The 25,511-nt window shown below is 54.0% G+C and carries 17 protein-coding genes; 9 read left to right on the top strand and 8 right to left on the bottom strand.

Annotated features, from left to right (window positions below; genetic code table 11):
- Positions 1-26 precede the first annotated feature (26 nt).
- The 3 genes from FE845_RS14820 to FE845_RS14810 are packed head-to-tail and all read left to right on the top strand — an operon-like array spanning position 27 to position 3,460.
- Positions 27-278, top strand: coding sequence for an OadG family protein (locus FE845_RS14820; RefSeq protein ID WP_200366186.1), 252 nt, complete (start codon positions 27-29; stop codon positions 276-278).
- A 45-nt stretch (positions 279-323) separates the two neighbouring features.
- On the top strand, positions 324-2,111 hold the full coding sequence (oadA, locus tag FE845_RS14815) for a sodium-extruding oxaloacetate decarboxylase subunit alpha (RefSeq protein ID WP_200366184.1): 1,788 nt from the start codon (positions 324-326) through the stop codon (positions 2,109-2,111).
- 14 nt (positions 2,112-2,125) lie between these two features.
- Positions 2,126-3,460 (top strand): sodium ion-translocating decarboxylase subunit beta, encoded by a 1,335-nt coding sequence (locus FE845_RS14810; RefSeq protein WP_227714400.1) that lies wholly within the window; start codon positions 2,126-2,128, stop codon positions 3,458-3,460.
- A gap of 235 nt (positions 3,461-3,695) precedes the next feature.
- Here FE845_RS14810 and FE845_RS14805 read toward each other — a convergent pair whose 3' ends face one another.
- The 3 genes from FE845_RS14805 to imuA are packed head-to-tail and all read right to left on the bottom strand — an operon-like array spanning position 3,696 to position 8,940.
- Positions 3,696-6,827 carry an error-prone DNA polymerase gene (locus FE845_RS14805; RefSeq protein ID WP_200366179.1) on the bottom strand — a complete coding sequence of 1,044 codons (3,132 nt, stop codon included), beginning with the start codon at positions 6,825-6,827 and terminating at the stop codon, positions 3,696-3,698.
- A complete protein-coding gene (locus FE845_RS14800) occupies positions 6,827-8,245 on the bottom strand; it encodes a Y-family DNA polymerase (protein WP_200366177.1) in 1,419 nt (472 codons plus the stop codon). Before FE845_RS14800 ends, FE845_RS14805 begins: the two co-directional genes overlap by 1 nt.
- Positions 8,246-8,250: 5 nt before the next feature.
- On the bottom strand, positions 8,251-8,940 hold the full coding sequence (imuA, locus tag FE845_RS14795; RefSeq protein ID WP_200366175.1) for a translesion DNA synthesis-associated protein ImuA: 690 nt from the start codon (positions 8,938-8,940) through the stop codon (positions 8,251-8,253).
- Positions 8,941-9,083: 143 nt separating this feature from the next.
- Here imuA and FE845_RS14790 point away from each other — a divergent pair, with 143 nt between their 5' ends.
- Positions 9,084-9,422, top strand: a complete 339-nt coding sequence (locus tag FE845_RS14790) for a 4a-hydroxytetrahydrobiopterin dehydratase (protein WP_200366164.1) — start codon at positions 9,084-9,086, stop codon at positions 9,420-9,422.
- Here the strand turns inward: FE845_RS14790 and FE845_RS14785 are convergent.
- Positions 9,413-9,586 (bottom strand): DUF2897 family protein, encoded by a 174-nt coding sequence (locus FE845_RS14785; RefSeq protein WP_200366162.1) that lies wholly within the window; start codon positions 9,584-9,586, stop codon positions 9,413-9,415. The two genes, FE845_RS14790 and FE845_RS14785, sit on opposite strands and share 10 nt — an antisense overlap.
- A gap of 266 nt (positions 9,587-9,852) precedes the next feature.
- On the opposite strand from FE845_RS14785, the gene yghU reads away from it, so the two are divergent.
- Complete coding sequence (gene yghU, locus FE845_RS14780) at positions 9,853-10,734, top strand: glutathione-dependent disulfide-bond oxidoreductase (protein ID WP_200366160.1); 882 nt, start codon at positions 9,853-9,855, stop codon at positions 10,732-10,734.
- 33 nt (positions 10,735-10,767) lie between these two features.
- The gene (locus FE845_RS14775; RefSeq protein WP_200366148.1) at positions 10,768-11,493 is read left to right on the top strand and encodes a ZIP family metal transporter; all 726 of its coding nucleotides are present in this window, start codon (positions 10,768-10,770) and stop codon (positions 11,491-11,493) included.
- Positions 11,494-11,544: 51 nt separating this feature from the next.
- Here FE845_RS14775 and FE845_RS14770 read toward each other — a convergent pair whose 3' ends face one another.
- From FE845_RS14770 to ggt, 4 genes are all read right to left on the bottom strand, one after another.
- Entirely contained in the window at positions 11,545-17,409 is a 5,865-nt protein-coding gene (locus FE845_RS14770) for a DUF4347 domain-containing protein (RefSeq protein WP_200366146.1), read from the bottom strand.
- Between the two features lie 246 nt (positions 17,410-17,655).
- Positions 17,656-18,348: a phage tail protein gene (locus tag FE845_RS14765; protein WP_200366144.1), complete on the bottom strand. Its 693-nt coding sequence runs from the start codon at positions 18,346-18,348 to the stop codon at positions 17,656-17,658.
- Between the two features lie 244 nt (positions 18,349-18,592).
- Positions 18,593-18,844, bottom strand: a complete 252-nt coding sequence (locus FE845_RS14760) for a YkoF family thiamine/hydroxymethylpyrimidine-binding protein (RefSeq protein WP_200366131.1) — start codon at positions 18,842-18,844, stop codon at positions 18,593-18,595.
- A 25-nt stretch (positions 18,845-18,869) separates the two neighbouring features.
- Positions 18,870-20,636, bottom strand: a complete 1,767-nt coding sequence (gene ggt, locus FE845_RS14755; protein WP_200366120.1) for a gamma-glutamyltransferase — start codon at positions 20,634-20,636, stop codon at positions 18,870-18,872.
- A gap of 156 nt (positions 20,637-20,792) precedes the next feature.
- Here ggt and purU point away from each other — a divergent pair, with 156 nt between their 5' ends.
- The 3 genes from purU (at position 20,793) to serC (ending at position 25,511) form a co-directional block, all read left to right on the top strand.
- Positions 20,793-21,647: a formyltetrahydrofolate deformylase gene (gene purU / locus FE845_RS14750; protein ID WP_200366118.1), complete on the top strand. Its 855-nt coding sequence runs from the start codon at positions 20,793-20,795 to the stop codon at positions 21,645-21,647.
- Positions 21,648-21,771: 124 nt separating this feature from the next.
- Positions 21,772-24,378 (top strand): DNA gyrase subunit A, encoded by a 2,607-nt coding sequence (gene gyrA / locus FE845_RS14745; RefSeq protein ID WP_200366108.1) that lies wholly within the window; start codon positions 21,772-21,774, stop codon positions 24,376-24,378.
- A gap of 50 nt (positions 24,379-24,428) precedes the next feature.
- Entirely contained in the window at positions 24,429-25,511 is a 1,083-nt protein-coding gene (gene serC, locus FE845_RS14740; protein ID WP_200366106.1) for a 3-phosphoserine/phosphohydroxythreonine transaminase, read from the top strand.

Raw genomic sequence — 25,511 nt, 5'->3', positions numbered from 1 at the left:
TAAACCAATACAGGTAGCTGTTCAATATGGATGACCTGATGTCACAAGCCGTCGATCTGATGGTTGCGGGTATGGGCTTTGTGTTCGTGTTCCTGATTATTCTGGTGTTCGCGACCCTGCTTATGTCCAAACTGCTTACCCGGTTTGCGCCGCCAGAGCCGGCAACCCCGGCCAAAACGCCCCGTGCCAAAGCCAAGGCACCTGCAGCAGTCGATCCTGATACAGCAGAGGCGATTAAAAAGGCGATAGCTCAATTCCGGTCGCGCCACAAGAAGTGACCCGGTAACCGATTAGATACAACCTTTAAACAGAAGGCTGACACGATGACTGACACAAAGAAACCGCTAGGGATTACGGACGTTATCCTGCGTGACGCCCACCAGTCCCTGCTTGCCACCCGTATGCGGCTTGACGATATGCTGCCCATTGCCGAGAAACTCGACAAAGTCGGTTTCTGGTCTTTGGAATCTTGGGGTGGCGCTACCTTCGACTCCTGCATTCGTTATTTGGGTGAAGATCCCTGGGAGCGTATCCGCGAACTGAAAAAAGTAATGCCTAACACGCCCCAGCAAATGTTGCTGCGTGGCCAGAATCTTCTGGGTTACCGGCATTATGCGGACGACGTGGTAGAAAGGTTCGTTGATCGTGCCGCCGAAAATGGCGTTGATGTATTCCGTATTTTTGACGCCATGAACGATCCGCGTAACCTTGCGACTGCCATCAAGGCTGTTAAGAAAACCGGCAAGCACGCTCAGGGTACTATTTCTTACACCACCAGCCCGGTACACACCATTGAGATGTGGGTAGAGCTGGCGAAAGAAGTTGCCGACATGGGTGCTGACTCCATCGCGATCAAGGACATGGCAGGCATTCTCAAGCCGTACGTGGCGTTTGATCTAGTTAGCCGCTTGAAGAAAGAACTCGACATCCCGATTCACATGCAGTGCCACGCGACTACCGGCATGTCTACCGCTACAGCCATCAAGGCCGCGGAAGCCGGTATTGATAACGTGGATACAGCCATTTCTTCCATGAGTATGACGTATGGTCACTCGCCCACCGAAGCGGTTGTTGCCATTCTGGAAGGCACCGAGCGTGACACCGGGCTGGATTTGGTGCTGCTGGAAGAAATTGCCAGTTACTTCCGCGAAGTTCGCAAGAAGTACGCGAAGTTTGAAGGCAGCTTGCGTGGCACCGACTCCCGAATCCTGATTGCTCAGGTGCCGGGCGGCATGCTTACCAACATGGAAAACCAGCTTAAAGAGCAGAACGCAGCGGACAAGTTCGATGAGGTTCTGGCTGAAATTCCCAAGGTTCGTGAAGATCTGGGCTTCATCCCGCTGGTAACACCAACCTCCCAGATTGTGGGCACTCAGGCGGTATTGAATGTTCTGACCGGTGAGCGTTACAAGTCCATCTCCAAAGAAACCTCTGCAATCCTGAAAGGCGAATACGGCGCAGCGCCGGCTCCGTTCAATAAGGAGTTGCAGGAGCGTGTTCTGGACGGTAAAGAAGCGATTACCTGCCGCCCGGCGGACAACATTGAGCCGGAAATGGACAAGTTGACCGACGAGTTGAAGAAACTGGCAGACGAAAAGGGTATCAAGCTGGCAGATAACGTTGTTGATGACGTTCTGACCTACGCTCTGTTCCCCCAGATCGGTCTGAAGTATTTGGAAAACCGCAACAACCCGGATGCCTTTGAGCCGGTTCCCTCCGCAGAAGATGCGGCACCTGCCAAGAAGGCTAGCGGCCCCGAAACCTACACCGTTGATGTCAACGGCAAAAAGTTCGTGGTTGCTGTGTCTGAAGGCGGTGAAATCACCCAGATTCAGGGCGAGGGCGGTGCTGCATCTGCTCCAGCGGCAGCTTCTGCGCCTGCTCCGGCGGCCGGTGAAGGTGAGCCTGTTATCGCACCTCTGGGTGGCAACATCTTCAAGGTACTGGTTTCACCGGGTGATGCCGTTGAAGAAGGCGATGTGCTGATTATTCTCGAGGCCATGAAAATGGAAACCGAGATTCGTGCACCGAAGGCCGGCACTGTCGGCGAAGTCTTCATCAAGGTCGGTGATGCCGTCTCCCCTGATGATGAAATGCTGACAATCGCATAAAGGGCCAGCATTCCATGGATAAGTTAATGACGTTATGGACAGGTAGTGGCCTGTTCAATATAGAACTCGGTCAGGTGATTATGATCGCCGTTGGCCTGCTTCTTCTGTTCCTTGCGATCCGCAAGGGTTTTGAGCCATTGCTGCTGGTTCCCATCGGGTTTGGTGGCATTCTGGCGAACATTCCGGAGGCTGGGCTTGCCCTGACTGCGGCAGAAAATGCCATCCACTTTGCGCTGAATGGCGGAAAAGGTGAACTATTGGCTGCGCTGGCAGTGCCTTTGGATGTTGCCTATCAGGCCGGGCAGGCGATTACGCCTGAGCTGAAAGAGGCCTTCAAGGTGGCATTTAAAGAGGCAAGCTACTCTGAAATGGCGATGGCTAATGCCATTGCTCAGGATGCCGGTTACGGTAATGGCATGCTGTATAACTTCTATTCGGTAGTTATCGGCAGCACCATCGGGCCTCTGGTTATTTTCATGGGCGTTGGTGCCATGACAGACTTCGGCCCACTACTGGCGAACCCGAAAACCATGCTGTTAGGTGCTGCGGCACAGTTCGGTATCTTCGGAACGGTGTTGGGTGCCGCACTGCTGGACTGGCTGGGTATTCTGGATTTCACCATTCTGGAAGCGGCTGCTATCGGTATCATTGGTGGCGCTGATGGCCCGACGTCTATCTATGTGTCCAGTGTTCTGGCTCCGCACCTGCTGGGTGCCATTGCGGTATCTGCATACGCCTATATGGCCATGGTGCCGATGATTCAGCCGCCCATTATGAAGGCGCTGACTACGCAGAAAGAGCGTGCCATCAAGATGTCCCAGCTGCGTCCTGTCAGCAAGCGTGAAAAGATTGTTTTCCCGCTGGTTGTTCTGATTGCTGTGGTTCTGTTCCTGCCGGATGCAGCGCCTCTGCTGGGTATGTTCTGCTTTGGTAATCTGATGCGTGAGTGCGGTGTGGTGGAGCGTTTGAGTGACACTGCACAGAATGCCTTGATCAACATCACTACGATTTTTCTGGGCTTGTCGGTTGGCTCCAAGCTGATGGCAGACAAGTTCCTGGACGCTCAAACTCTGGGTATTCTGGGGCTGGGTATCGTAGCGTTTGGTGTGGGTACGGCCTGTGGTGTTCTGATGGCCAAGCTGATGAACAAGTTCAGTAAGGATCCGATCAACCCGTTGATTGGCTCTGCCGGTGTATCTGCGGTGCCGATGGCAGCGCGGGTTTCCAACAAGGTTGGTCTTGAGGCGAATCCGCAGAACTTCCTGTTGATGCACGCTATGGGGCCGAACGTTGCTGGTGTTATCGGTTCGGCTGTTGCTGCGGGTGTGATGATCAAGCTGCTTAGCTGATTGTTGCTTTTGCAGTACAGAAAACCCCGCCTTTGTGCGGGGTTTTTTGCTTTTTGGCCTGTTGACTTGGGTGCTTGAGCTGGAGAAGCGTTGTCTTTCAGGAACCGCTACGAGCACATCCATGTGCGCTTGTCTCCGGCCGTCCATGGCCTACGACATTCCTGAAAGACAACGCCTCTCCAGCTCTATGAGCTCAGGTGATATCTCCCTGTAAATCAGCCTCGGCACAGCAAGCCTAATGAAAATCTCGCGAACTGACCGGGAGTGTTTTTATGAGATGGCTCAAGTCTGAAAGCTTCCCCGCCATAACGTGAACAATTTCTCCCTCTCTTTCCAGAATGCCTTTTACGTGTAACAACCGTGCGGTGAGTAACGGTTTGCGCTGGCGGCGGGCGGTTTCGAGCCAGACGACGACGTTTATGTTGCCGGTGTCGTCTTCCAGGGTTACGAAGGTGACGCCGGAGGCGGAGCCGGGGCGTTGGCGGCCGGTTACCAACCCGGCTACCTGTACGGGGATGCCAGCTTTGGTGGTTTTGAGTTGTTCAGCACTGAGGCAGAGCTGTAGGTGGCCTTGTTCCCGAAGCAGGGCCAGTGGGTGGCGTTGGAGGGTTAGGCCTTGGCTGGCGTAGTCGGCGAGGATGTTTTGGCCTTCTGTAGGTTCTGGTAGCAGGTTGCAGGTCTCCGGTTCGTAGTTTTCTTTGTCTTCTGCCGCTTCTATCCCGGCAAAAAGTTCACTGGGTTTTTCATGGGCCAGTAGTTGCCAGTAAGCTTGGTGGCGGTTGCTGGAGAAAGCAGGCATGGCGTTGGCGCCGGCGAGGAGTTCCATTTCCCTTTGGTTGAGGTCTGCCAAACGGCGTAGTTCGGAGGAAGTGCGGTAGCCGGTTGCTGGGCGGTGCTGATACAGGCGCTGTGCGGCGTTTTCGGAGAAGCCCCGGATAATTCTTAAGCCCAAGCGCAGTTGCAGGTCAGTGCCTTCTAAGGTGTGGTCCCACTGGCTCTTGTTAATGTCTGGGGGTAGTGCCACTACGTTATGGCGCTTGGCATCCTGTAGCAGTTGCGATGGGGAGTAGAATCCCATGGGTTGGCTGTTGAGTAGGGCGCAGTAGAAGGCGGCCGGGTAGTGGCGTTTGATCCAGGCGGAGACGTAAACGAGCAGAGCGAAGCTGGCGGCGTGGGATTCGGGGAAACCATAGCCGCCGAAGCCGCAGATTTGCAGGTAGAGTCGCTCGGCAAAGTCGGCATTGTGGCCACGTGCCAGCATGCCGTTGATGAGTTTTTCCCGGAAGAGGGTCATGTCGCCGTGGGATTTCCAGGCGGCCATGGCGCGGCGGAGTTGGTCGGCTTCGCCAGCGGTAAAACCCGCGGCAACCATGGCCAGTTTGATGACTTGCTCTTGAAAGATGGGTACGCCCAGTGTGCGTTCCAATACGCCCCGGATGGCATCGTTGGGGTAATCCACGGGTTCCAAACCGTGCTTGCGGCGCAGGTATGGGTGCACCATGTCCCCCTGTATGGGGCCGGGGCGGACGATGGCCACTTCAATAACCAGGTCATAGAAGGTTTCGGGTTTCAGTCTTGGCAGCATGTTGATCTGGGCGCGGGATTCCACTTGAAATACGCCAACGCTGTCGCCTTTCTGGAGCATATTGTAGGTGGCTCTGTCTTCTTGAGGTATGTCTTGCATCCGAAAGAGTTGGCCTTTTTGATGGCTGATCAAATCCAGTGCTTTGCGAATAGCTGTGAGCATGCCTAGTGCGAGTACATCCACTTTCATCAGGCCCAGGCTTTCCAGATCGTCTTTGTCCCACTGGATAACGGTTCGGTCGGCCATGGCGGCATTTTCCACGGGCACCAATTCGCTTAGGGGGCCGGAGCTGATCACAAAGCCGCCCACGTGTTGGGAGAGGTGGCGGGGGAAGCCAAGCAGGGTGTTCACCAGAGCAAAGAATTGGTCTGCAACTTTTGGGTTGCGGGTCAGGCGTTTGTCTAGAATCTGTTGGCGCCAGTTGGTGGCTTTGTCGCGCCAGTCGATGCCTTCCAGCAGTTGTTCCACCAGTGCTGGATCAAACCCCAGAGCCTTGCCAACGTCTCGGATGGCGCTGCGGGGGCGGTAGCGAATAACGGTTGCTGCCAATGCCGCACGTTCCCGGCTGTAGCGCTGGTAAATATACTGAATTACTTCTTCTCGGCGTTCATGCTCAAAATCCACGTCGATATCTGGCGGCTCATTTCTATCTTTGGAAATGAACCGTTCAAACAGTAGGTCTACCTGTGCCGGGTTTACTTCAGTAATACCCAAGCAGTAACACACAGCTGAGTTGGCCGCAGAGCCACGGCCCTGACAGAGAATGTCGCGACTTCGGGCAAAGGCAACAATGTCGTGGATGGTGAGGAAGTAGTGTTCGTACTTCATCTCTGAAATCAGCCCCAGTTCTTTGCGGATCAAGGCCTGAACAGACAGTGGTGTGCCCGCCGGGTAGCGTCGCCGCTCACCTTCTCTGGTCAGGCGCTTCAGGTAAGCCGCCGGGGTTTCTCCTTCAGGGACAAGGTCTGGGGGGTATTCGTAACGTAAACTACCGGGCTCAAAGGTACATTGTTGAGCAATTCGCACAGATTCTTTCAGCCAGGTTTCGGGGAATAACCGTTGCAATACCGGTACTGGGCGCAGGTAGCGTTCACCGTTCTGAAACAGGCAGTGGCCAGCGTTTTCCACGCTGGTGTGGTTGCGTAGGGCGGTGAGTACGTCTTGTAAGGGCTGGCGCTGCCGGTTGTGCATGTGAACTTCACCGGTGGCGGTAATCGGGCAGCGCAGCTGGTCGCTTAGCCAGCGGGCTCTGGCCAGTTGCTGTTCTTCGCCGGACTCCAGAGTGCGGGCTGCGGCAATCCAGAGGCGGTGTTCAAACAGGCGGAGTAACCATTCGCCGCAGGCTAGAGCCTGACCTGCACTGGCTTCATCTGATGAAGGCGGTAACCACAGGCACAGGCAATCATCCAGAGCATGGGTTTCCACGTCGCTATGGAAAAGCTGGTATTGCCCTTTTTCTGTTCTGCGTCTACCGGTGGTTATAAACTGGCAGAGCTGCCCGTAGCCTTTGCGAGTGCGGGCTAGAAGAATAAATCTGGGTGTGCAGGCGTCGGGAGGGGCGTTGTCTAGCTCAAACCAGCTACCGGTAATCAGCTTTACAGGGCTTTCTTTAAGTGCAGCCCAAGCCCGGGGTATGCCCGCAACCGAACAGGCATCGGTGATGGCCAGTGCTGTATAGCCAAGCTCTGCAGCGCGATCCGCAAGCTCGTGGGGGTGGGATGCCCCAGTCAGGAAGGTGAAGTTGCTGAAACAGAACAACTCGGCATAGGATGAAACACCCATTAGCCAAACCATCCATGTATAAACCAGCCTTCCCGGATATCACGGAAGACCCAGGCCAGTTGCCCGTTATTCAGTTGGGCGACGTAATAATCCCGGTGCACTCGCTGGCCATCCCACCAGCCCCCGCTGATCCTCTCCGGGCCAGTAAACCAGACTTTTGGGGTTTCCGTAAGCGGCTGCGGGCCGTGCAGTAGCCACAAGGGACGGCAAGGCAATTGGTTCGTTGCTGTTGTTGTTACCTGGTTCGTTCGGCGTACTTTTGAGGCGCTCCATGCCCATTCTGGTCGGTGATCTGCTCTGGGCGAGAGCTGTTTCATGGCGTTATCCCCAAGCCTTGCCTGCAATCGGCTCGCCAAGGTGTGCCAGGCTTCGTTCAGGTCTTGGTTTTCACCCAGAAGATCCTGCTTAAAAGGTGCCTCCCTCCCAAGGAATCGTTTAACAATAAGGCGCAGCGACATAACTGGAGCCTTGAGGGGCTGCTGTTCAAGTCGCAGGCTAACGAGGCTGAGAAAAGCTTCGGTTCGATGTTCGGGGCCTGATGTGCGGATGCGCAGGCGGGTTGGCTCTGTGTGCCGATGCTGAAGTTCTAACAGTAAACAGTCAGTATCCTGCTGGCGCCAACATAGGTCACTCTCCAACTCAGATAGCATGCGGCGCAATGGGAAAAGCAGCCCTTGTGACTGCTCAATATCCTGTACAAAATCTGCTTGTTGCCGAAAGTGATGTGGCGGTTGCCAGGGTGTTTGGGGATCAGGTCTGGAACCTCGAATTTTCTGGACATACGCCAGAGTTTCTGGGGAAAGCCGGCGCGCCATTTCTTTGGGCGGCAAGCTGAATACCTCGCCCAGAGTATTCAGGCCAAGCCGTTGCAGGCGCATGCAGGTGCGCCCGTCAAATTCCGCAGTTAATAAAGGCATCTTGCTAAGAGTTTGAAGGATGCTGGCTGTGTCGGAAGTGCATTCTCCCACACCGTTACGTGCAGTCAGACCTGCTGCTAAAGGAGTGTGGCCTGTGCCCATCCAAGCAGTAAGCTGGCGCTCGTGTAGTACTTCTTCCAGCGTTCGCCAGACTGCCGAAAGGCCACCGTATAACCGCTGTAGGCTGCCGATTTCAGCCAGTAAACCGTTTGGCGGAACCAGAATAATATGCGCTGCGTATCGGTAGAGCCAGCGTGCCTGGTCTTCCAGAATACGGGCTTCCTGCTGTTGGTCTGCCCTTATTATGCTTAGCTCTGGCACCAGACTGATGGCTGTTTTCAGGCGCATATCATCACGAACACCCAGATCTTTGGCAGTTGGGCAGGCTTGCACTACTTTTTGCCCTGAGCCTTCTACAATCACTAGAGCAGACACGTGTTCACCGGATCGGCGAATATGGTCCAGTAGCAGGTGAGGGAAGTGCAGGTACAACCAGAGCATAGTGATTACCGGGCCATTGTGGGCCAGGGGCCTTGAACTATGCGGGGCGTTTCATGGTGAAGCAGGCTTGCCCGGTGTGCCATGGCAAGAGAGCAGCGTTGCCCGGGCCAGCTACCACGGCGCTTTAGCACGTTTACCTTCAGGCTTTGTTGGTCATCGGGTTCCAGCTCAAGGCGCAAAGCAGCCGGGGAGTTCTGTTCGGCATAGTGGCGCTCGCGAAAAAGCACACAAACATTACTGCCAGCTTCGGCTGCTAGCTGTAAACGCCGGATTTCGCGGGCTGCCAGTTTTTTCGGCCAAGCCATCACTAACCCTGTAACCGGCGAGCGTAAACAGTTTTCCAGTGTCCATAGAAAATCGCCTTTGTCTTCGGTATGAATCATGATTATTTGATTCAGATCGATGCCTTCCCGTGTCAGCGCTGGTGCATAGGGCGTGTGTGGCGGGTTTAGCCAGAATACAGCTTTACCGGCCTGCGACAGCCTTTGCATTAATGGTATTAACAGGGTCAGCTCACCAATGCCGGGGGCATCCAGTAGGCATTCGCTCAAAGCACCGCGGGGCCAACCAAGGCCTCCGAGCTGGTTGTCTAGGGCCTGAAAGCCAGTTGGTTCGGCCGGTTGTGTGGTTTTATTGTGCTTGTGCCCCTGCCAGACGCGGGCGTCCTGCATTAGCGTGTTAAGAAGCTCGCTCATGATGCAATCTCGGAATACTGTTTAAATATACAGTATTCCGAAGAGCGTCCAATTTCAAGAAGCTGGTTGATAAAATGCTTAACTGGCTCCATGTTAGATCAGTAACGATAGCAAAAAACCGGATATTAGCTTGGAGGTTAAGCATGAGCGGACTGGCTGAGCAGCAATGTGAAGCGTGTAACGCGAGCGCCCCTAAAGTAACTGATGAAGAGATGGCCTCCCTGCACAAGAGCGTGCAAGATTGGGAAATTCTCAGTGTGGAAGGTGAAGATCAGTTACGAAAAACGTTTAAATTCCGGAATTTTGCGCAAGCTCTGGCATTTACCAATAGGGTCGGTGAGCTGGCTGAGGCAGAGAATCACCACCCGGCTATCTTGCTAGAGTACGGGAAGGCGACCATAAGCTGGTGGACCCATACAATCGGTGGGCTGCACAAAAATGATTTTATCATGGCCGCGAGAACAGACTCTGCTTACCACTGATCGTCTTTTTTCTCTTGGGCTTCAAGTTCTGCCTTGCGCTTGCGGACCTTCTCCAGTTTATCTTCAGGAATATTCATCTTACTGGCTGAGTCCCGAAGCATGAATAAGCTGCCCAAGACCAGACCCAAGGCAGCGAGTATAAAAATCCAGCCTATCATTGGCATACGTTAGGCTCTCTTTTAGTTGGAGTGTTTTTCTTTACAGTGGAGTGTCTCCGTAAGATTGACGGAACATCCCATCTCTTATCAAGCATTATGGCAGTGTCTGCCCGGGCGTTAAAAGAGCTTGGCGCTGAAAGGGTTTATGCCAAGATTTTTGATGTGAACGTGGATTTTTCGAAGATCACTAACGGGCTGGTTTAAGTCTCAAGTACCGGCGCGGATAAATTCGTCAGCAAACAAACCAAACAGCAACCAGAGAACATGTAACTATGGCCGATTCAAGCTACACCCCGCCGAAAGTCTGGAAGTGGGAATCTGCAAGCGGTGGTGCTTTTTCAAATATTAACCGCCCCATCGCTGGCCCGACCCACGATAAAGACCTTCCTGTTGGTAAGCACCCTTTCCAGCTCTATTCATTGGCTACGCCAAACGGCGTGAAGGTCACGATAATGCTGGAAGAGCTATTGGAGCTGGGTATTAGTGAGGCCGAGTATGATGCGTGGTTAATCCGCATTAACGAAGGCGAACAGTTTGGTAGCGGGTTTGTAGGCGTTAACCCTAACTCTAAGATCCCGGCGTTGTGGGATCGCTCTCAGGACCCCGCTGTTCGAGTGTTTGAGTCTGGCTCCATTTTGCTTTATCTGGCGGAGAAGTTTGGTAAGTTTTTGCCATCGGATACCGCTGGCCGTACTGAAGCGCTCAACTGGCTATTCTGGCAGATGGGCAGCGCAGCGTTTGTGGGTGGAGGTTTTGGGCATTTCTTTGCTTATGCGCCTGAGAAGTACGAGTACCCGATTAATCGCTACACCATGGAGGTGAAACGGCAGCTGGATGTACTGGATCGTCAGTTGGCCGACAACCAATATATTGCTGGTAGTGAGTACACTATTGCTGATATGGCGGCATGGCCCTGGTATGGCGCACTGGTAACCAACGCTGTATACGATGCCGCAGAGTTCCTCGAAGCGCACACCTACACTAATGTAATGCGGTGGGCCTTGGAGCTTAAAAAGCGACCGGCTGTGCAGCGTGGACGAATGGTGAATCGCGCCTGGGGTGAGCCAGAAACCCAGCTCCATGAGCGTCACGATGCGAGCGATTTTGAGCACAAAACTCAGGACAAGCTTGGTGGATCTGCTGACAACTCTTGATTCCCGGGTGGTTAATTAACTCAGGCACTTATAATGACCTCTGATATTGCCTACATCGTTGGTTTGACAGCACTTGCTGGTATCTGCATTCCCCTTGGCGGATTACTGGCAAGGGTTGAACGCATCGGCCCCAACTGGCTGGAACAGGAGTTCCGGCACTTCCTGATTGCCTTGGGTGGTGGCATTTTGCTGGGCGCCGTGACCATAGTGCTGATACCGGAAGGGCAGTCGAGTATCGGCAATTCGTTCTGGGCTATCCCAGCGATCATAGCTGGTGGCGTGCTGTTTTTCTGGGTAGAGCGAATGCTTGGCGTTCATCACCGGGAATCACCACAGCTAATGGGCGTAATGCTGGATTTTGTACCTGAAGCCGCCGCTTTGGGTGGGTTGATCATAGTAAACCCAAGCCTCGCGCCCTTGATGGCGGTGCTGATTGCTATGCAAAATCTGCCTGAGGGCTTTAACGCCTATCGAGAGTTTCTGGAAAAACCGGGTTATACACCAAGAAAAACACTGTCAGTAATGGCCGGTTTAGCAATGGCTGGCCCAGCCGCAGGGCTTCTTGGGTACTTTTTCTTGTCTGAGCAGCCCGTGGTTCTGGGAACTATCATGCTGGTGGCATCCGGCGGGATTCTCTATCTGATTTTTCAGGACATTGCGCCCCAGTCCCGATTGGACAAGCACTGGGGGCCTCCGCTTGGTGCGGTACTCGGATTTTGTTTGGCCTTGTTTAGCGATATGTTGGTTACGCAGGCCTGAGGCCTGAGGCCTGAGGCCTGCGGGCAAATTAGACGTTAACTCGTTTCAGTTTTAGATGAAGAAATCCCAATCCTCCGTCTGTTGATACTGACCTGTCAGCTCTTCCGACAATATAAAGCCCGCCAACACATCGTCATGGGAGGCTCCGTCAATCAACTGCTGTTGCCAATAGTGATAGCCGGCGTCATCAGCGTCTCGACCGAGAAGAGCGGTGTAGTACAAAGTGAGAGTCTGATCGCTATCAAGGTTTCCGGTGTTGGCTCCTAAGTGCTCGACGAACTCAGTTGAGTGCAGAAAACCATTAACAATGTCTCCAATACTGGCACCTTGATCGAGCAGCCGCGCCCAGTACTGGAAGCCATCAAGGTCCGCCTGACGTCCTAGGAGCTGTGTATATAAAGTGGCTAGCCAGTCGTGGTCTTGATCGTATTCAATGATCAGCTCTTTATCGCTGAAGCGTAGCGTTTCGACATTTATTAGAACATCTGTTTCGTCGGGGGTGTTGACATGGGTAATGCGGGTAATGGCGTTGTCGCGTTCCACAATGTAGTTTGAATGTGAACCGCTGAGGGTTACCGTGTCGTTGTTCTGACCGCCATGCAGGAGATCGTTTCCAGCTCCACCAAACAATAGATCGCTGCCACCCTCACCAAACAACAAATCATCGCCGCCGGCAGAGCCAATAGTGTCATCGCCGTCACCACCGTGAAGCTCATCATCAGCCGCACCGAGCAAGATGTCCTGACGACCACTGCCTGCGAATACCACGTTGGAGCCTGAGCCACCGCGCACGGTGACGTCGCCCGCGATGATGGCAAACTCAATATTGTTTAGATTTAACACGGTTCCCGCAGGTAATTGTCGGGCGTCCAGAATCATGATCTCGGTTGCATCTCCCCCAACACCACTGACTTCAATGGCTTGTGATGGTGGCTGAACGCCGTCAGAAGTAAAGGTAATCTGGTTTAACCAACCGGCGCTATTGCCATTGCTCAGCCATTGCTCTAAACCATTCGTCAGGGATGACCAATCTTTAACGGGCGCAGCGTCGCGTAGCAGGTACAGGGCATCGCGGAAAGACGTTTGACTCACTGCCGTTTCGTTAGCCCGGGCGGTAGCGCCGATGCCTTCGGGGAGTCGGAGTGTGGTCACCGTTCCGCTGTCACCAAAGTGCAGCGGTATGTCGGCCAGACTAGAACTGCTGTCGGTATCCTGACGTCCGAGAGAGACAGGGTTGATGTTGATTTTGACCACCTGCAGGCCATTCTCTGCCACTGTTTGCTGTTCAACCGGGGTGCCGTCTACGATCGTGGTTGTTGGCGGTGGCGTGGTGTCCGTAGGCGGTGGAGGTGGCGGCGGAGCCGCAGCCACATCAAAGGTCAGTGTGTTACTGGCAGTTGAAAAAACGGTGCCATCGTTAACGCTGAACGCCAAGGTTGCATAGGCAGAGCCACTGTCTCCGCTTGTAGGGGTAAACGTGAGTAAGCCGCTGTTAATATCGGCAATCGCAATGATGTCGGTGTTCACGACTGGGGTGCCATTCAGTGCGAGCGTACCGTTGGCGGGGATCGTATCGATGCGAACAGACTGCAAGGTGTCGCCATCAATATCCGTAAAGCCAAAATCCGAAGCCGTGACGGTGTGGGTGCCGTTGTAGCCGACATTAACGGTGTCATCGGCAGCGGTGGGAGCATCATTGACGGCTGTAATATCAATATTCACGCTGCCCAATGCGGTGATGGTGCCACCGTCGTTAATGCTCAGGCTAATTGTCGCGGCATCATTCCCTGTCGCATTTTCGGCGGGCGTATGGCTGATGTTGGCGCCATTAAGATAAGTATCGATCGCCGCCACGGTACCGTTGAGTGTGAGAGAGGTGGAGTTACTTCCGCCGACGGTGACCCCCCCTCCAGTCGATGCCGAGAGAACGCCAGCAGAAGCGGTGAGTGTTAACGTCACGCTACCAGTGGTATCCACGTCTGATAGGGTTGCTGCCGATAGATCCAGAGTGGCCTGAGTGTCTTCCGTAAACGTGGCATCACTGATCAACCCCGTCAATTGTGGGGCGTCATTCTCCGCGGTCACTGCGACACTGACCTCTGCACTGTCCGTTGCGGCGCCATCGGAAACTGTCACGTTCACGGTTCGGGTGGATTCCGCTGGGGTGTCTCCCGAGGCTTCAAAGGTCAATGCTTGCACCAGAGCCTGCACTCTGGCCGGTGTCGCATTGATGTTGAGATTTACAACAAAATCATTACCGGCGGCTATAGTGGTGCCTAAGGTGCCAATCACCGTACCGGAGGCGGACACATTTGAGCCCGCGGTGGTGCCGGCCAAGGAAATGGCGCCACTGGTGTCGACGGACAGCACATCGCTGGCGACATCGGCGTTGCCGGTCACACTGGCGGTCACTGAGCCCCCATTGAAATTCACCGAGTCGGCGTCAGTAACGGTCGCATTGCTGCCAAGGTCCAGAGCAATCGCGCCTCCTTGTTCAGTGGCCGCAATGCTGTCGCCATCCAGATTGCTGATGACGGGTGGGTTAGGGGTAACGTTTAAAGTGAAACTGCCGGTGGTATCGGAATCACCGCCGTTAGCGGTGCCATCGGCATCATTCAGGGTTAGATCAAAGCTGCGATTGCCAAGGCCTGAGGGGGCGCTGTAACTCAGATTTTGTAACAGAACCTGTAAGTTGGGGTTGGTCGCGTTAGCGGTGTTGAAACTAATGGTGAGGTCATTACCGCTTTGGCCATCATCAGTGGCATCAACGATCCCCACTGTCACACCGCCCACTTGGATTATTTCACCCGCACTGACCGTGGCGTCGCCTCCAGACGTTACCGTTGTGCCGTCTACTGACCAGTTGCCATTGGTAGTGCCCGCTGTCTGCGCCAGAGTCAAAAAACCACTGTTGTAATCGACACTGTCGGCATTCGTTACGGTGACATCGTTAAACAGGCTAACGCTCTGTGCACCGGCACCGGCAATGATCTGGCTGGTTTCTCCAAAGGCATCACCGACCACCGGCGCATCATTGACGGCTGTCAGCGATACGGTCGAAGCCAGATTTGGCGCGGCCACATCACTGCCACCGTTAGCGGTGCCACCACTGTCTGTTATGCCGGTGATGGTGATCACGCGGTTTGAGCCGGTCGTGGGGGTATCTGAGGTATTGCGATAGGCCAAACCATCGACCAGCGTTTGCATCTGGGTTTCGCTTAAGGTGGCGCCAGTAAGCGATATCGTGGCTGTCGAACCGGAGACCGATGAACTCACCGTCAGGCCATTCGTCGCCGTGTTGACCGAGTTGCCATTGGTCAGTGCGAGATCCGAGCCGTCAATGCGTAGGACTTCGTCGGCGCCATCACTGACATTTGTAACGGTCAGGGTCATCGCTGAGAAAGTTTGACCACTATCGACGGTGTCTGCGGTAACGCCGGAGAATAGATCCGCACCCGGTGCCGCGCCACCTTCCGTATAGGTGGGATTCTGTCCTGTTGCCGTGAGGGTTGGTGCGTCGTTGACGCCCGCCATCGTCACCGTGGAGGCGATCGCCAGACTTCCGGTGTTGTCGCCGCCGTTGGCGGTGCCGCCGCTGTCCTGCACGCTGGTTAGGGTTACCACCCGATCGCTGGTCGACAGCGAGTTGCTGTTGTTCTGGTAACTCATGCTGTCGATCAGCGTCTCGGCGGCGGCGACCGAGACGTTGCCGCCGGTCATGGTTACTGTGGCGGTGGTGCCGATCACCGTCACGCTGTAGTTGAGGCTGTTGCCGGCGGTAGAGCCGTTGGTGCCATGGGTCAATACGATGGTGGTGCCATCGGCGTTGATCCGCTCGTTGCTGCCGTTGGTGACGTTGGTGATGGTGAAGCTCAGACCGGTGACGGTTTGGCCAGCCTCGACGGTGTTGAGGCTGGTGGCGCTGAACAGGCTGGCCGCCGCGCCCCCTTCGGTGAAGGTGGGGTCGCTGCCGGTGGCGGTCAGGGTCGGCTCGTCATTCACCGCCAAAACGCTGACACTGGCCGTATCTGTAGCACTGGAAAACGCCGTTGAGCCGCCGTTGGTGCTGGTGTCTGCGGTGTTGCCAGCGACACCCGTGGAGGTATCCCAGGCCCGGAAAGCGAAGGTCGCAGTGCCGTTGTAGTTGGCATCGGGGACAAAGCGAACCAAGTCGGTACTGTCCAGCAGTCGCGCCGCATTACTGATATCCACGCTGCTGCCGGTGGTACCAGAGAAACTGTTCCAAGTCGTGCCGCTGTCGGTACTGTATTGCCATACGCCGTTGCTATTTTCGATCTGGGTAACGGCTATGGCTTCAACGGCACCCCCATCCGGGTCGCTGATGGCGGCGGTGAGCAGGTCGGCCACAGTATCACCACCGTTATCGGTATTCTGACTGGCGTCATTGTCGCCGTCGGCGCTGGAGCCGTCGTCGTCACCGGCATCTTCAACAATGGTGGCCAGGGTAACATTGGTGTCGGCCAGTACAGGAGCATCGTTGATCGCCGTGATGTTGATAGCGACAGTGTCGGCGCTACCATCCGCTGTGCCATCATTAGGGGTGACGGTCAACGTGGCTGTGGCGGTATCGTTGGCTGCGGTGGTGAACTGAATTTTGCTGGCGTCGTTCAGGTAGGTGTTTAAATTGGCGGCCGTGCCCTGAAGGGTCATGCTAGCCGTGCCAGAGTTGGCTATCGTCACGCCTGCGGTGGTGCCATTACCGTCTGTACTGGCAAGTGTGCCACGATTCACGGCGAGCGTTAGTGTGAGGCTGTCGCCATCGGCATCACTGATGTTGTAGGCCGATAGGTCGATAGCCGTGGCTATATCTTCGGTCGCGCCGTCATCGGCAGGTGTGCCGCCCAGAACGGGAGCACTATTGGGCGCAATAGCGGTATCGATAACAATATTATTGATGGAGGCATAGCCGGCGCCGTCGACAAAGAGTATTCGCACTTCATCGACGTAGCCATACAAACTGTTGCCTGACAAGTCCTGACTGACTCTTTGGGGAGTATCGTTGGCACTGAAGTTCACCGTGCTACCGGCTACCATGGCCCCATCGCGATAAGCCACAATGCTCATGGCCTCGCCACCAAGGGGCTGGTTGCCCCAATCATAAAAATCAAAGCCATCGAACTTGAACTCGGAGCCGTCACTGCTTTTGACGGCCATTCCTCCCCACTCAATAAAGAAGGAATTAAAGTCGACGGTGACCCCGGAAAAGCCATCGCCGCTGGCCAAGTCGGCATTGTTGAACCAGTTAATGCTATTGACTTTGCTGCCGCTGGGGTTGCTGATATTGAGTATCTGAATGGTGATACCGGCGATATCGGCGCTGCCGCCCTCGCCATCTTCAGCAATGTGGTCGGTATCCCAGTTGCCATCGTCTGATGTGAAGGTGAGTGTTGTTGCTGCCAGAGTATGTTTGTAGTTCGGGATCTCGAGCGCGTAACGGCTTAGTGACACAGGGCCTGCGTTCAATTGCCAATGTGCTCCCTGAGTCGTCCCTCCTATTTTTTTGGTTGAAGCACAGATGCTTGTGCCTATCGCTGCCGATAACTCGCTGATAAAGCCTTGCCCGGCATCACCAAGAGCGGTTTCGCAGCTATAAAGCCAGCAGCCGTCACCGATCCATTGTCCTAATTGACGCAACTGGTTTGCATGATGGGGAAGAGATTGAGCGTCTATTATTGAGTTCCCAAGCAGTATTCGTCCGGGTTGGCCGTGACAAAATAGATGCAATTGCTGCGTGCCACCCAATGCCTTCAACTGTTGAACTAGCTGAGTCAGACTATCGCAATCTTGGGTTAGAAATATGGGGGTCAGTCCCGCTTGTTTGGCTGAGGAAACAAGCACATCTAAATCTGGCAGGGCTGGGTTGAGTGCAGCAACGCCGGTTTGTTTGAATTCCATCGTTACGTTCTCCGTGGTTAACGCGATGTTGTCAGTGCTTGTTTCACATCAAATGATTGGACCTAAAACAGTTCTGGTTAGATGGTCTGCGGCATTGACTGAATCTTAAGTGAGAGTATTTCTAAACCTAAACAACCGAAGGCTCCTCGACAATGTGATTAACGTGGCGTTTACGTTCCGTTATGTGAACGATAAACACCTTTTGATTACACTCTGTCGCGAAGGATTCGGCATGAGCTGCTAGTGTTATTCTCTGGGCGGAAAAATGCCGGTCATTGCGATGCAATAGCGCATCCCAATCTGTGGCGGGCGGCTATCAAAGGGCTGGCTACCACCGGCATTTCCTACCGTCACTGTACCGGTGCCACTAACGCTGGTGGTGACTCCTCCTATCGATGCCAATTTATCGGAGGTTGCCGGTGCCCATATCGCTGCACCGCTTGGCCCTCCAGGGGATGCGGCAAGATAGTTTTCCGCTGAAGAAGGCGTCATGGTATTGCTACCAGAATTTGGGGCTACGGGAATGGATACGCCAACATTGCCGATGCTGGATACTGCCGCGGCATGATTGTGAATCGGTAAGTTGTTGATGTTCAAAGTAATGAAGTCTCGCCCTGATTGAGAACCTTGCTGTACCGGTTGCAAGCCTGGCCCCGCTCCGCGTCCGACACCGCTACGCCCGCGATAATCGGGTAATGCAAAGGTTGATCGGCCATCCCCGCCGTATTGCGTTCCTATTAGCGCAAACAGTGCCGTGTTACTCGAAATGGCAAGGACTTGCCCGGCAGCCTCGCTGTAGCCTCTGGGGCAGAAGTTGGCGGCTGTCGTGCAAACTGAGGCGAGATAGGCGTCTGGTCCGCAGCTTGCTGAAGCATTCCCTCCTGAAATCGTGAATAATACAAGTGCTGAAGATAGGGACAACGTACGAATGTTTTTCATTGAAGGTCCTTCTATGTAATACGAGTCCATTCTGGGGTCCACGCTATCGTTTGCTTGCAGGAGTCTCGCTGGCATCTCGTATTAGTTGACGTATGAATGAATCAAAATAGTTTTCCTGCCTACGGTCGATCTAAATCCGAGTGACGGGTTTAGATCGACGTTTGCACGCAATAAAAGGTAGTTCAGGGGTTGCCAGAGCGCTAGCAATTATCTTTTTGTCAACTTTATAACCTTTGTGCCAGCTTCATTGTTTTGGCCTCCGGTCACCCTCCATAATCTTCGCCACAAAAACCGACTTCCCGTAGGTCTCGAACGACCACTTCATGGTGTCGGAGAGTACCTTCATAACTTCGTCGTACTCGCCGAAAATTTCAGTACTCATGCGGCCCGCGATAACTTGCAGGCCGGTTTCTTCTAGCCGGGCAATGAGATCCCAGATGGGTTGCTTGTAATCATCCTTGAGGGGATAACAGCTCAGTTGTACAGACAGGAACATAAATGCCTCCGGTTTAACGATGGTGTCAGTAGCCCATGGCAGAAGATGTGCTGCGCCTTGGGTCGGCGCCGCCGTATAGCGTGCCGTCTTCTCCAATCATAATGCTTTGAATGGCGCCCATAGCCGAGTTAGTCACCACTTTGTGGCCGCGGCTTTCCAGCAGGTTCACTGTGTCTGCACTGATGCCTTGTTCGATTCGGATTTCATCTGGCAGCCATTGATGGTGAATGCGGGGCGCATTGACGGCGGTTTGTATATTCATGCCGTGGTCAATCACATTCATGATGACTTGGAGAGTCGTGGTGATAATCCGCGAGCCACCCGGGCTGCCGGTGACCAGAAAGTTGCGGTCATCTTTGCGAACAATGGTCGGCGACATGGAACTGAGCATGCGCTTGCCAGGCTCCACTTTGTTCGCTGCACCGCCGATCAGACCGTAGGCATTGGGTACGCCCGGCTTGGCGCTAAAATCGTCCATTTCGTTGTTGAGCAAAAAGCCCGCGCCTTCAACGGTAATGCCCGAGCCGTAACTGAAGTTGATGGTGTAGGTGTTTGATACGGCATTGCCCCATTTATCGACAACCGAAAAATGCGTGGTTTCAGGGCTTTCATAGCTTGCAGGCTGGCCCGGGCGCACGTCGCTTGCGGGACGGGCCTTGTCCGGCTTGATGCCTTGCCGCAACTCTGTTGCATAAGATTTGCTGGTCAGGCCCATAAGAGGCACGTCTACATAATCTGTATCGCCCAAATATTCCGAACGGTCGGCATAGGCGAGTTTCATGGCTTCTGCCATGTAGTGAATGGTGTCAGCCGAGTTGTGGCCAAGCTTAGTGATCGGAAACCCTTCAAGAATATTCAGTATTTGTACAATGTGCGTGCCGCCGGAAGAGGGCGGTGACATAGAGTAGATGTCGTAACCCCGGTAGTTTCCATGCACCGGCGTGCGAATAACCGGCTGATAGTCTTCAAGATCCTTCGAGGTGATGAGGCCGCCATGCCTCTCCATTTCTTCCACAATCAATCTTGCGGTTTCACCTTCATAAAAGCCTTTTACACCCTCATCGGCAATACGTTGCAGGGTGGCGGCCAATTCTGGCTGGCGGAAGCGCTCACCGGCTTGCCAGGCAGATCCGTCTTCTTTGTAAAAGGTTGCCTGAGTTGCAGGCCAACGCTGAAGACGTTCCCGTGCCTGCTCAAGCCCCTCACTAAAACGCTGAGGAACCACAAAGCCATCTTTGGCTAGTTTGATGGCAGGTTCCAGTGCCTCTTTTAAGGGAAGAGTGCCGTGACGTTCCAATGCCAGAGCGAGCCCCGCAACAGTGCCGGGAACGCCTGCGGCTAGATGGGTAAACCGGCTGCGGTCCTTTACTACCTCTCCTGAAGCGTCTTGGTACATGGTTTCGGTAGCGCCTGAGGGTGCTTTTTCGCGGTAATCTATAGCTTCCGGCTCGGAGCCGTCGCCTTTGGATATCAGCATGAAGCCACCGCCGCCGATGTTTCCGGACCTTGGCTGGGTGACGGCCAAGGCAAACCCGGCCGTTACCGCCGCATCTACGGCGTTGCCACCGTTTTTCAGCACGTTTAACGCTACCTCGGTGGCTAAGGTGTGGCTAGTCGCCACCATGCCGTTACGTGCGCTGGCAGGATGAAAGCGCTCGCCTTCGAGAATGGCTTGGCTAAGAACCGGCGTTGCCAGAGTTGTAAGGCAGAGGCTTAGGGTTAGTACGCGTAAGGCGCTTGAGCGCCCGGTAAGGCGGGTTTTTCCTGATTGCTGGTGTAGGTCTCTGTCCATGTCTCCACTCCTCGTTTCTGATGATCATATAGGCTATGATAGCCCGTCATTTTATAGGGTGCGTACCGCTAACCTTGGTTCCTTTTCGAGCTGCCGTTTCTGGTAATGGTTTCCGTCGCATCTGCTTTCCCGTTTTTCAGTTAAGGAAAGGCTTTCATGGAGCATACCTATCGTCTTGTGATTTCTTGCCCGGATGGGGTGGGAATTGTCGCCAAGGTGAGTAATTTTCTGTCCACTTACAATGGCTGGATAACCGAAGCAAGCCACCACTCCGACACTCACAGTGGTTGGTTTTTCATGCGTCACGAAATTAAAGCCGAGTCTATTCCGTTTGGTCTTGAGCAGTTCCGTGCTGCATTTGCGCCGATTGCCCGGGAATTCGATATGAATTGGCATATCGCCGATTCGGCCCAGCCCAAAAAAGTGATTCTCATGTGCAGTAAGGAGTCCCACTGTGTGGCCGACCTCCTGTACCGTTGGCACAGCAACGAAATCAACGCGGAAATTGTTGCGGTTATCTCCAATCATGACGATTTACGCCCTATGGTGGAGTGGCACGGTATTCCATACCATCACATTCCGGTGGGTAAGGCTAACCGTGACGAAGCATTCGCCCAAATTGACGAACTTTTCCAGAATTATGAAGCCGATGTAGTGGTGCTTGCGCGCTATATGCAGATTTTACCTGCGGAGCTTTGTGCAAAGTATTCTGGCAAGGTGATCAACATACACCATAGCTTTCTACCATCCTTTGCCGGAGCGCGGCCCTATCATCAGGCGTACAGTCGCGGAGTGAAGTTGATTGGTGCTACCTGTCATTACGTGACTCAGGATCTTGACGAGGGCCCGATTATTGAGCAGGACGTTATACGCATTAATCACAGCGATACCATCGAAGACATGGTGCGTCTGGGTAAGGATGTAGAGAAAAATGTTCTTGCCCGGGGATTGCGCTCTCATATCGAAGATCGTGTGATTACCCACGAAAACAAGACAGTAGTATTTGATTAAGGCTGCCTCACAGATGCCCTTGAAGGGCGTGACTGTGCTAGAATCGGCGGCTTGATGAAGAATAACTACGGGGCCCAGAAGCTGCCCTAAACGACTTCCAGATAACGCAAAGGAACCTTTCTCGATGGGTGAATTAGCCAAAGAGATCCTGCCGGTCAATATTGAAGACGAACTGAAGCAGTCTTACCTGGATTACGCCATGAGCGTCATCGTCGGGCGAGCGCTTCCTGACGTGCGGGATGGCCTCAAGCCGGTTCACCGTCGTGTTCTGTTCGCTATGTCCGAACTGAACAACGACTGGAACAAGGCCTACAAGAAGTCTGCCCGTGTGGTGGGTGATGTTATTGGTAAATACCACCCGCACGGTGACTCTGCTGTTTACGACACCATCGTTCGTATGGCTCAGCCTTTCTCTCTGCGGTATCCGCTGGTAGATGGTCAGGGCAACTTTGGTTCTATCGACGGTGATAACGCGGCAGCCATGCGTTACACCGAAATCCGTATGAAGAAAATTGCCCACTCGTTGCTGGCGGATCTCGATAAAGAAACCGTAGATTTTGTCGACAACTACGACGGCACAGAGCGTATTCCAGAGGTTATGCCTACCCGGGTTCCTAACCTGCTGGTGAATGGCTCCTCCGGTATCGCTGTAGGTATGGCGACCAATATTCCGCCCCATAACCTGACAGAAGTGGTTAACGGTTGTTTGGCGCTGATTGATAATCCGGATCTCACCTGTGATGAACTAATGGAGTTCATTCCGGGCCCGGATTTCCCGACCGAAGGCATTATCAATGGCCGTGCCGGCATTGTTGAAGCCTATCGCACCGGTCGTGGCCGCATTTACATTCGCGCCCGCCACGAGATTGAAACCGACAAGAAGACCAACCGCGACGCCATCATCATTACCGAGCTGCCGTATCAGCTGAACAAGGCCCGTCTGATCGAAAAGATCGCCGAGCTGGTGAAGGAAAAGCGTCTGGAAGGTATTACCGAGCTGCGGGACGAGTCCAACAAGGAAGGTATCCGCATCTTTATCGAGTTGCGCCGTGGTGAAAATCCGGAGGTTGTGGTCAACAACCTGTTCAAGCACACCCAGTTGCAGACGGTATTCGGCATCAACATGGTTGCGCTGATCAACGGCGAGCCACGAATCCTGAATCTCAAGGAAATGCTGGATGCGTTCGTGCGCCACCGCCGTGAAGTGGTGACCCGCCGTACCATCTTTGAGCTGCGTAAAGCCCGCGAGCGTGGCCACATTCTTGAAGGTCTGACTGTAGCACTGGCCAACATCGATGAGATGATCGAACTGATCAAGGCCTCCCCAAGCTCAGTAGAAGCCAAAGAGAAGCTGATGGCCCGCGGCTGGGCGCCGGGTGACGTAATGGCGATGCTTGAGCGAGCCGGCGAAGACGCTTGCCGCCCGGACGATCTGCCGGAAATCTACGGCCTGCGTGACGGCCTGTACTTTATGTCTCCGGAGCAGACTCAGGCGATCCTGGACATGCGTCTGCACCGTCTGACCGGTCTGGAAACCGAAAAGCTCCAGAACGAGTACAAGGAAATCCTTGAGAAAATTGCCGGACTGCTGGAAATCTTAGGTGATCCTGATCGCTTGATGCAGGTTATCCGTGAGGAGCTGGAAGCCGTAGTAGAAGAGTTTGGTGATGAGCGTCGTACAGAAATAACCAGCTCCCAGCGTGATCTTACGATCGCCGATCTGATTGATGAAGAAGAACTGGTTGTCACTATTTCCCACAGTGGTTACGCCAAGACTCAAGCTGTTGAGGATTATCAGGCCCAGCGCCGTGGTGGCCGTGGTAAAGCTGCGACCTCCATGAAAGACGAAGATTTTGTTGAAAAGCTGCTGGTCGCTAACTCCCACGACACCATTCTGTGCTTCTCCAACCGTGGCAAGGTGTACTGGTTGCGCGTGTTCGAGATTCCCCGCGCCAGTCGCGCATCTCGTGGTAGGCCGATGGTAAATATTCTGCCGTTGGATGAAGGTGAGCGTATTACCACCTTCCTGCCGGTGCGCGATTATCCGGAAAACCAGTTTGTTCTGATGGCAACGTCTGCGGGCGTCGTTAAGAAAACACCTTTGCCGAACTTCTCACGCCCGCGGAGCAGTGGTTTGATTGCCTTGTCTCTTGATGAAGGCGATACGCTGATTGGCGCTGCGATTACCGAAGGCGATGCCGAAATCATGCTGTTCTCTACAGCAGGTAAAGCGGTTCGTTTCAACGAAGAAGCCGTTCGCCCGCTAAGTCGAACTGCCCGTGGTGTGCGTGGTATCAGAATGCCTGAAGGGCATCATGTTGTGTCTTTGATCATTCCTCAGGAAGGCGGAGTTATTCTGACAGCCAGCGAGAATGGTTACGGCAAGCGGACTGCGCTTGAAGAGTTCCCAACGTACGGTCGTGGCAGCCAAGGCGTTATTGCTATGCAATGCTCCGAGCGTAACGGCAATCTTGTCACCGCGTTGCAGTTATTCGAAGGCGACGAGATGATGCTGATTTCCGACAAGGGCACGCTGGTTCGTACCCGTACGGATGAAGTATCGGTTCTTAGCCGGAACACGCAAGGTGTGCGCCTGATCAGGTTGAGTCAGGAAGACGAGCGTTTGGTAGGTGTTGAGCGAATTGCCGAAACCGACGATGACGACATGGAAGATGCCTCAACAGATGAAAGCGCAAACAACAGTCCGGAACAGGATGCTGGCGAGGAATAAGCCGGCACTGCCGAACACCGAATCCGCAAGACGTGAGAGACCACAGGAACATGAGCAGGGCGTATAACTTTTGTGCAGGTCCGGCAACCTTGCCGGAAAGTGTGCTGGCACAGGCACGGGATGAAATGCTGGACTGGCGTGGCACGGGCATGTCGGTAATGGAAATGAGCCATCGCAGTGATGAGTTTGTGGAAATTGCCGAAATGGCCGAGCAAGATCTGCGTGAATTGGCCGGAGTATCAGATGATTACGCTGTACTCTTCATGCAGGGCGGAGCTTCCAGCCAGTTCTCCACCATTCCTTTAAACCTGTTGGGCGACAAAACGTCTGCGGATTACGTTAATACTGGCATCTGGTCGAAGAAGGCCATTGCCGAGGCTAAGCGCTATGCCGATGTAAATGTGGTTGCCAGTTCGGAAGAGGGCGGCTTTGTCAATATTCCCGATCAAGCGTCGTGGCAGACCAGCACCGATGCGGCTTACTTGCACTACACACCGAACGAAACCATCGGTGGTCTGGAGTATGGCTTTATTCCCGACAGCGGCATGGTGCCCTTGGTAGCAGATATGTCATCCACCATGCTTTCGCGCCCGGTTGATGTGTCCAAGTTTGGTCTGATTTACGCTGGCGCCCAAAAGAATATCGGCCCTTCCGGGCTGGTTGTGGTCATTATTCGGAAAGACCTTCTGGGCAAAGCCCGAAAGGAAACGCCGACCATGATGAACTATCAGGTGATTGCGGATAACGGCTCCATGTACAACACGCCAGCGACTTACTCTTGGTATCTCGCGGGTCTGGTATTCAAGTGGTTGAAAGCTCAGGGCGGTGTAAAAGCCATGGGTGAGATAAACCGAAGGAAAGCAGAAAAACTGTACGGTTTCATCGATGCTAATGAATTTTACGCCAACCCTATCGACCCACGCTTCCGTTCTTGGATGAATATACCGTTCACGCTGCAGGACGATGGCTTGAATGCTGCCTTCCTTAAGGGTGCCGACGCTCGGGGCTTACTCAATCTGGCGGGGCACCGTTCCGTGGGAGGTATGCGTGCCAGCATCTATAACGCCATGCCAGAAGCTGGTGTGGATGCGCTGATTCAGTATATGACAGAGTTTGCGAAGGAGCGGGGCTGA

It is taken from the genome of Marinobacter sp. 1-4A (assembly GCF_016597725.1).
In the GTDB taxonomy this organism is placed as follows: domain Bacteria; phylum Pseudomonadota; class Gammaproteobacteria; order Pseudomonadales; family Oleiphilaceae; genus Marinobacter.
The sequence above is the reverse complement of the archived record's forward strand: the minus strand, read 5'-3'. Positions and strand labels throughout refer to the sequence as shown.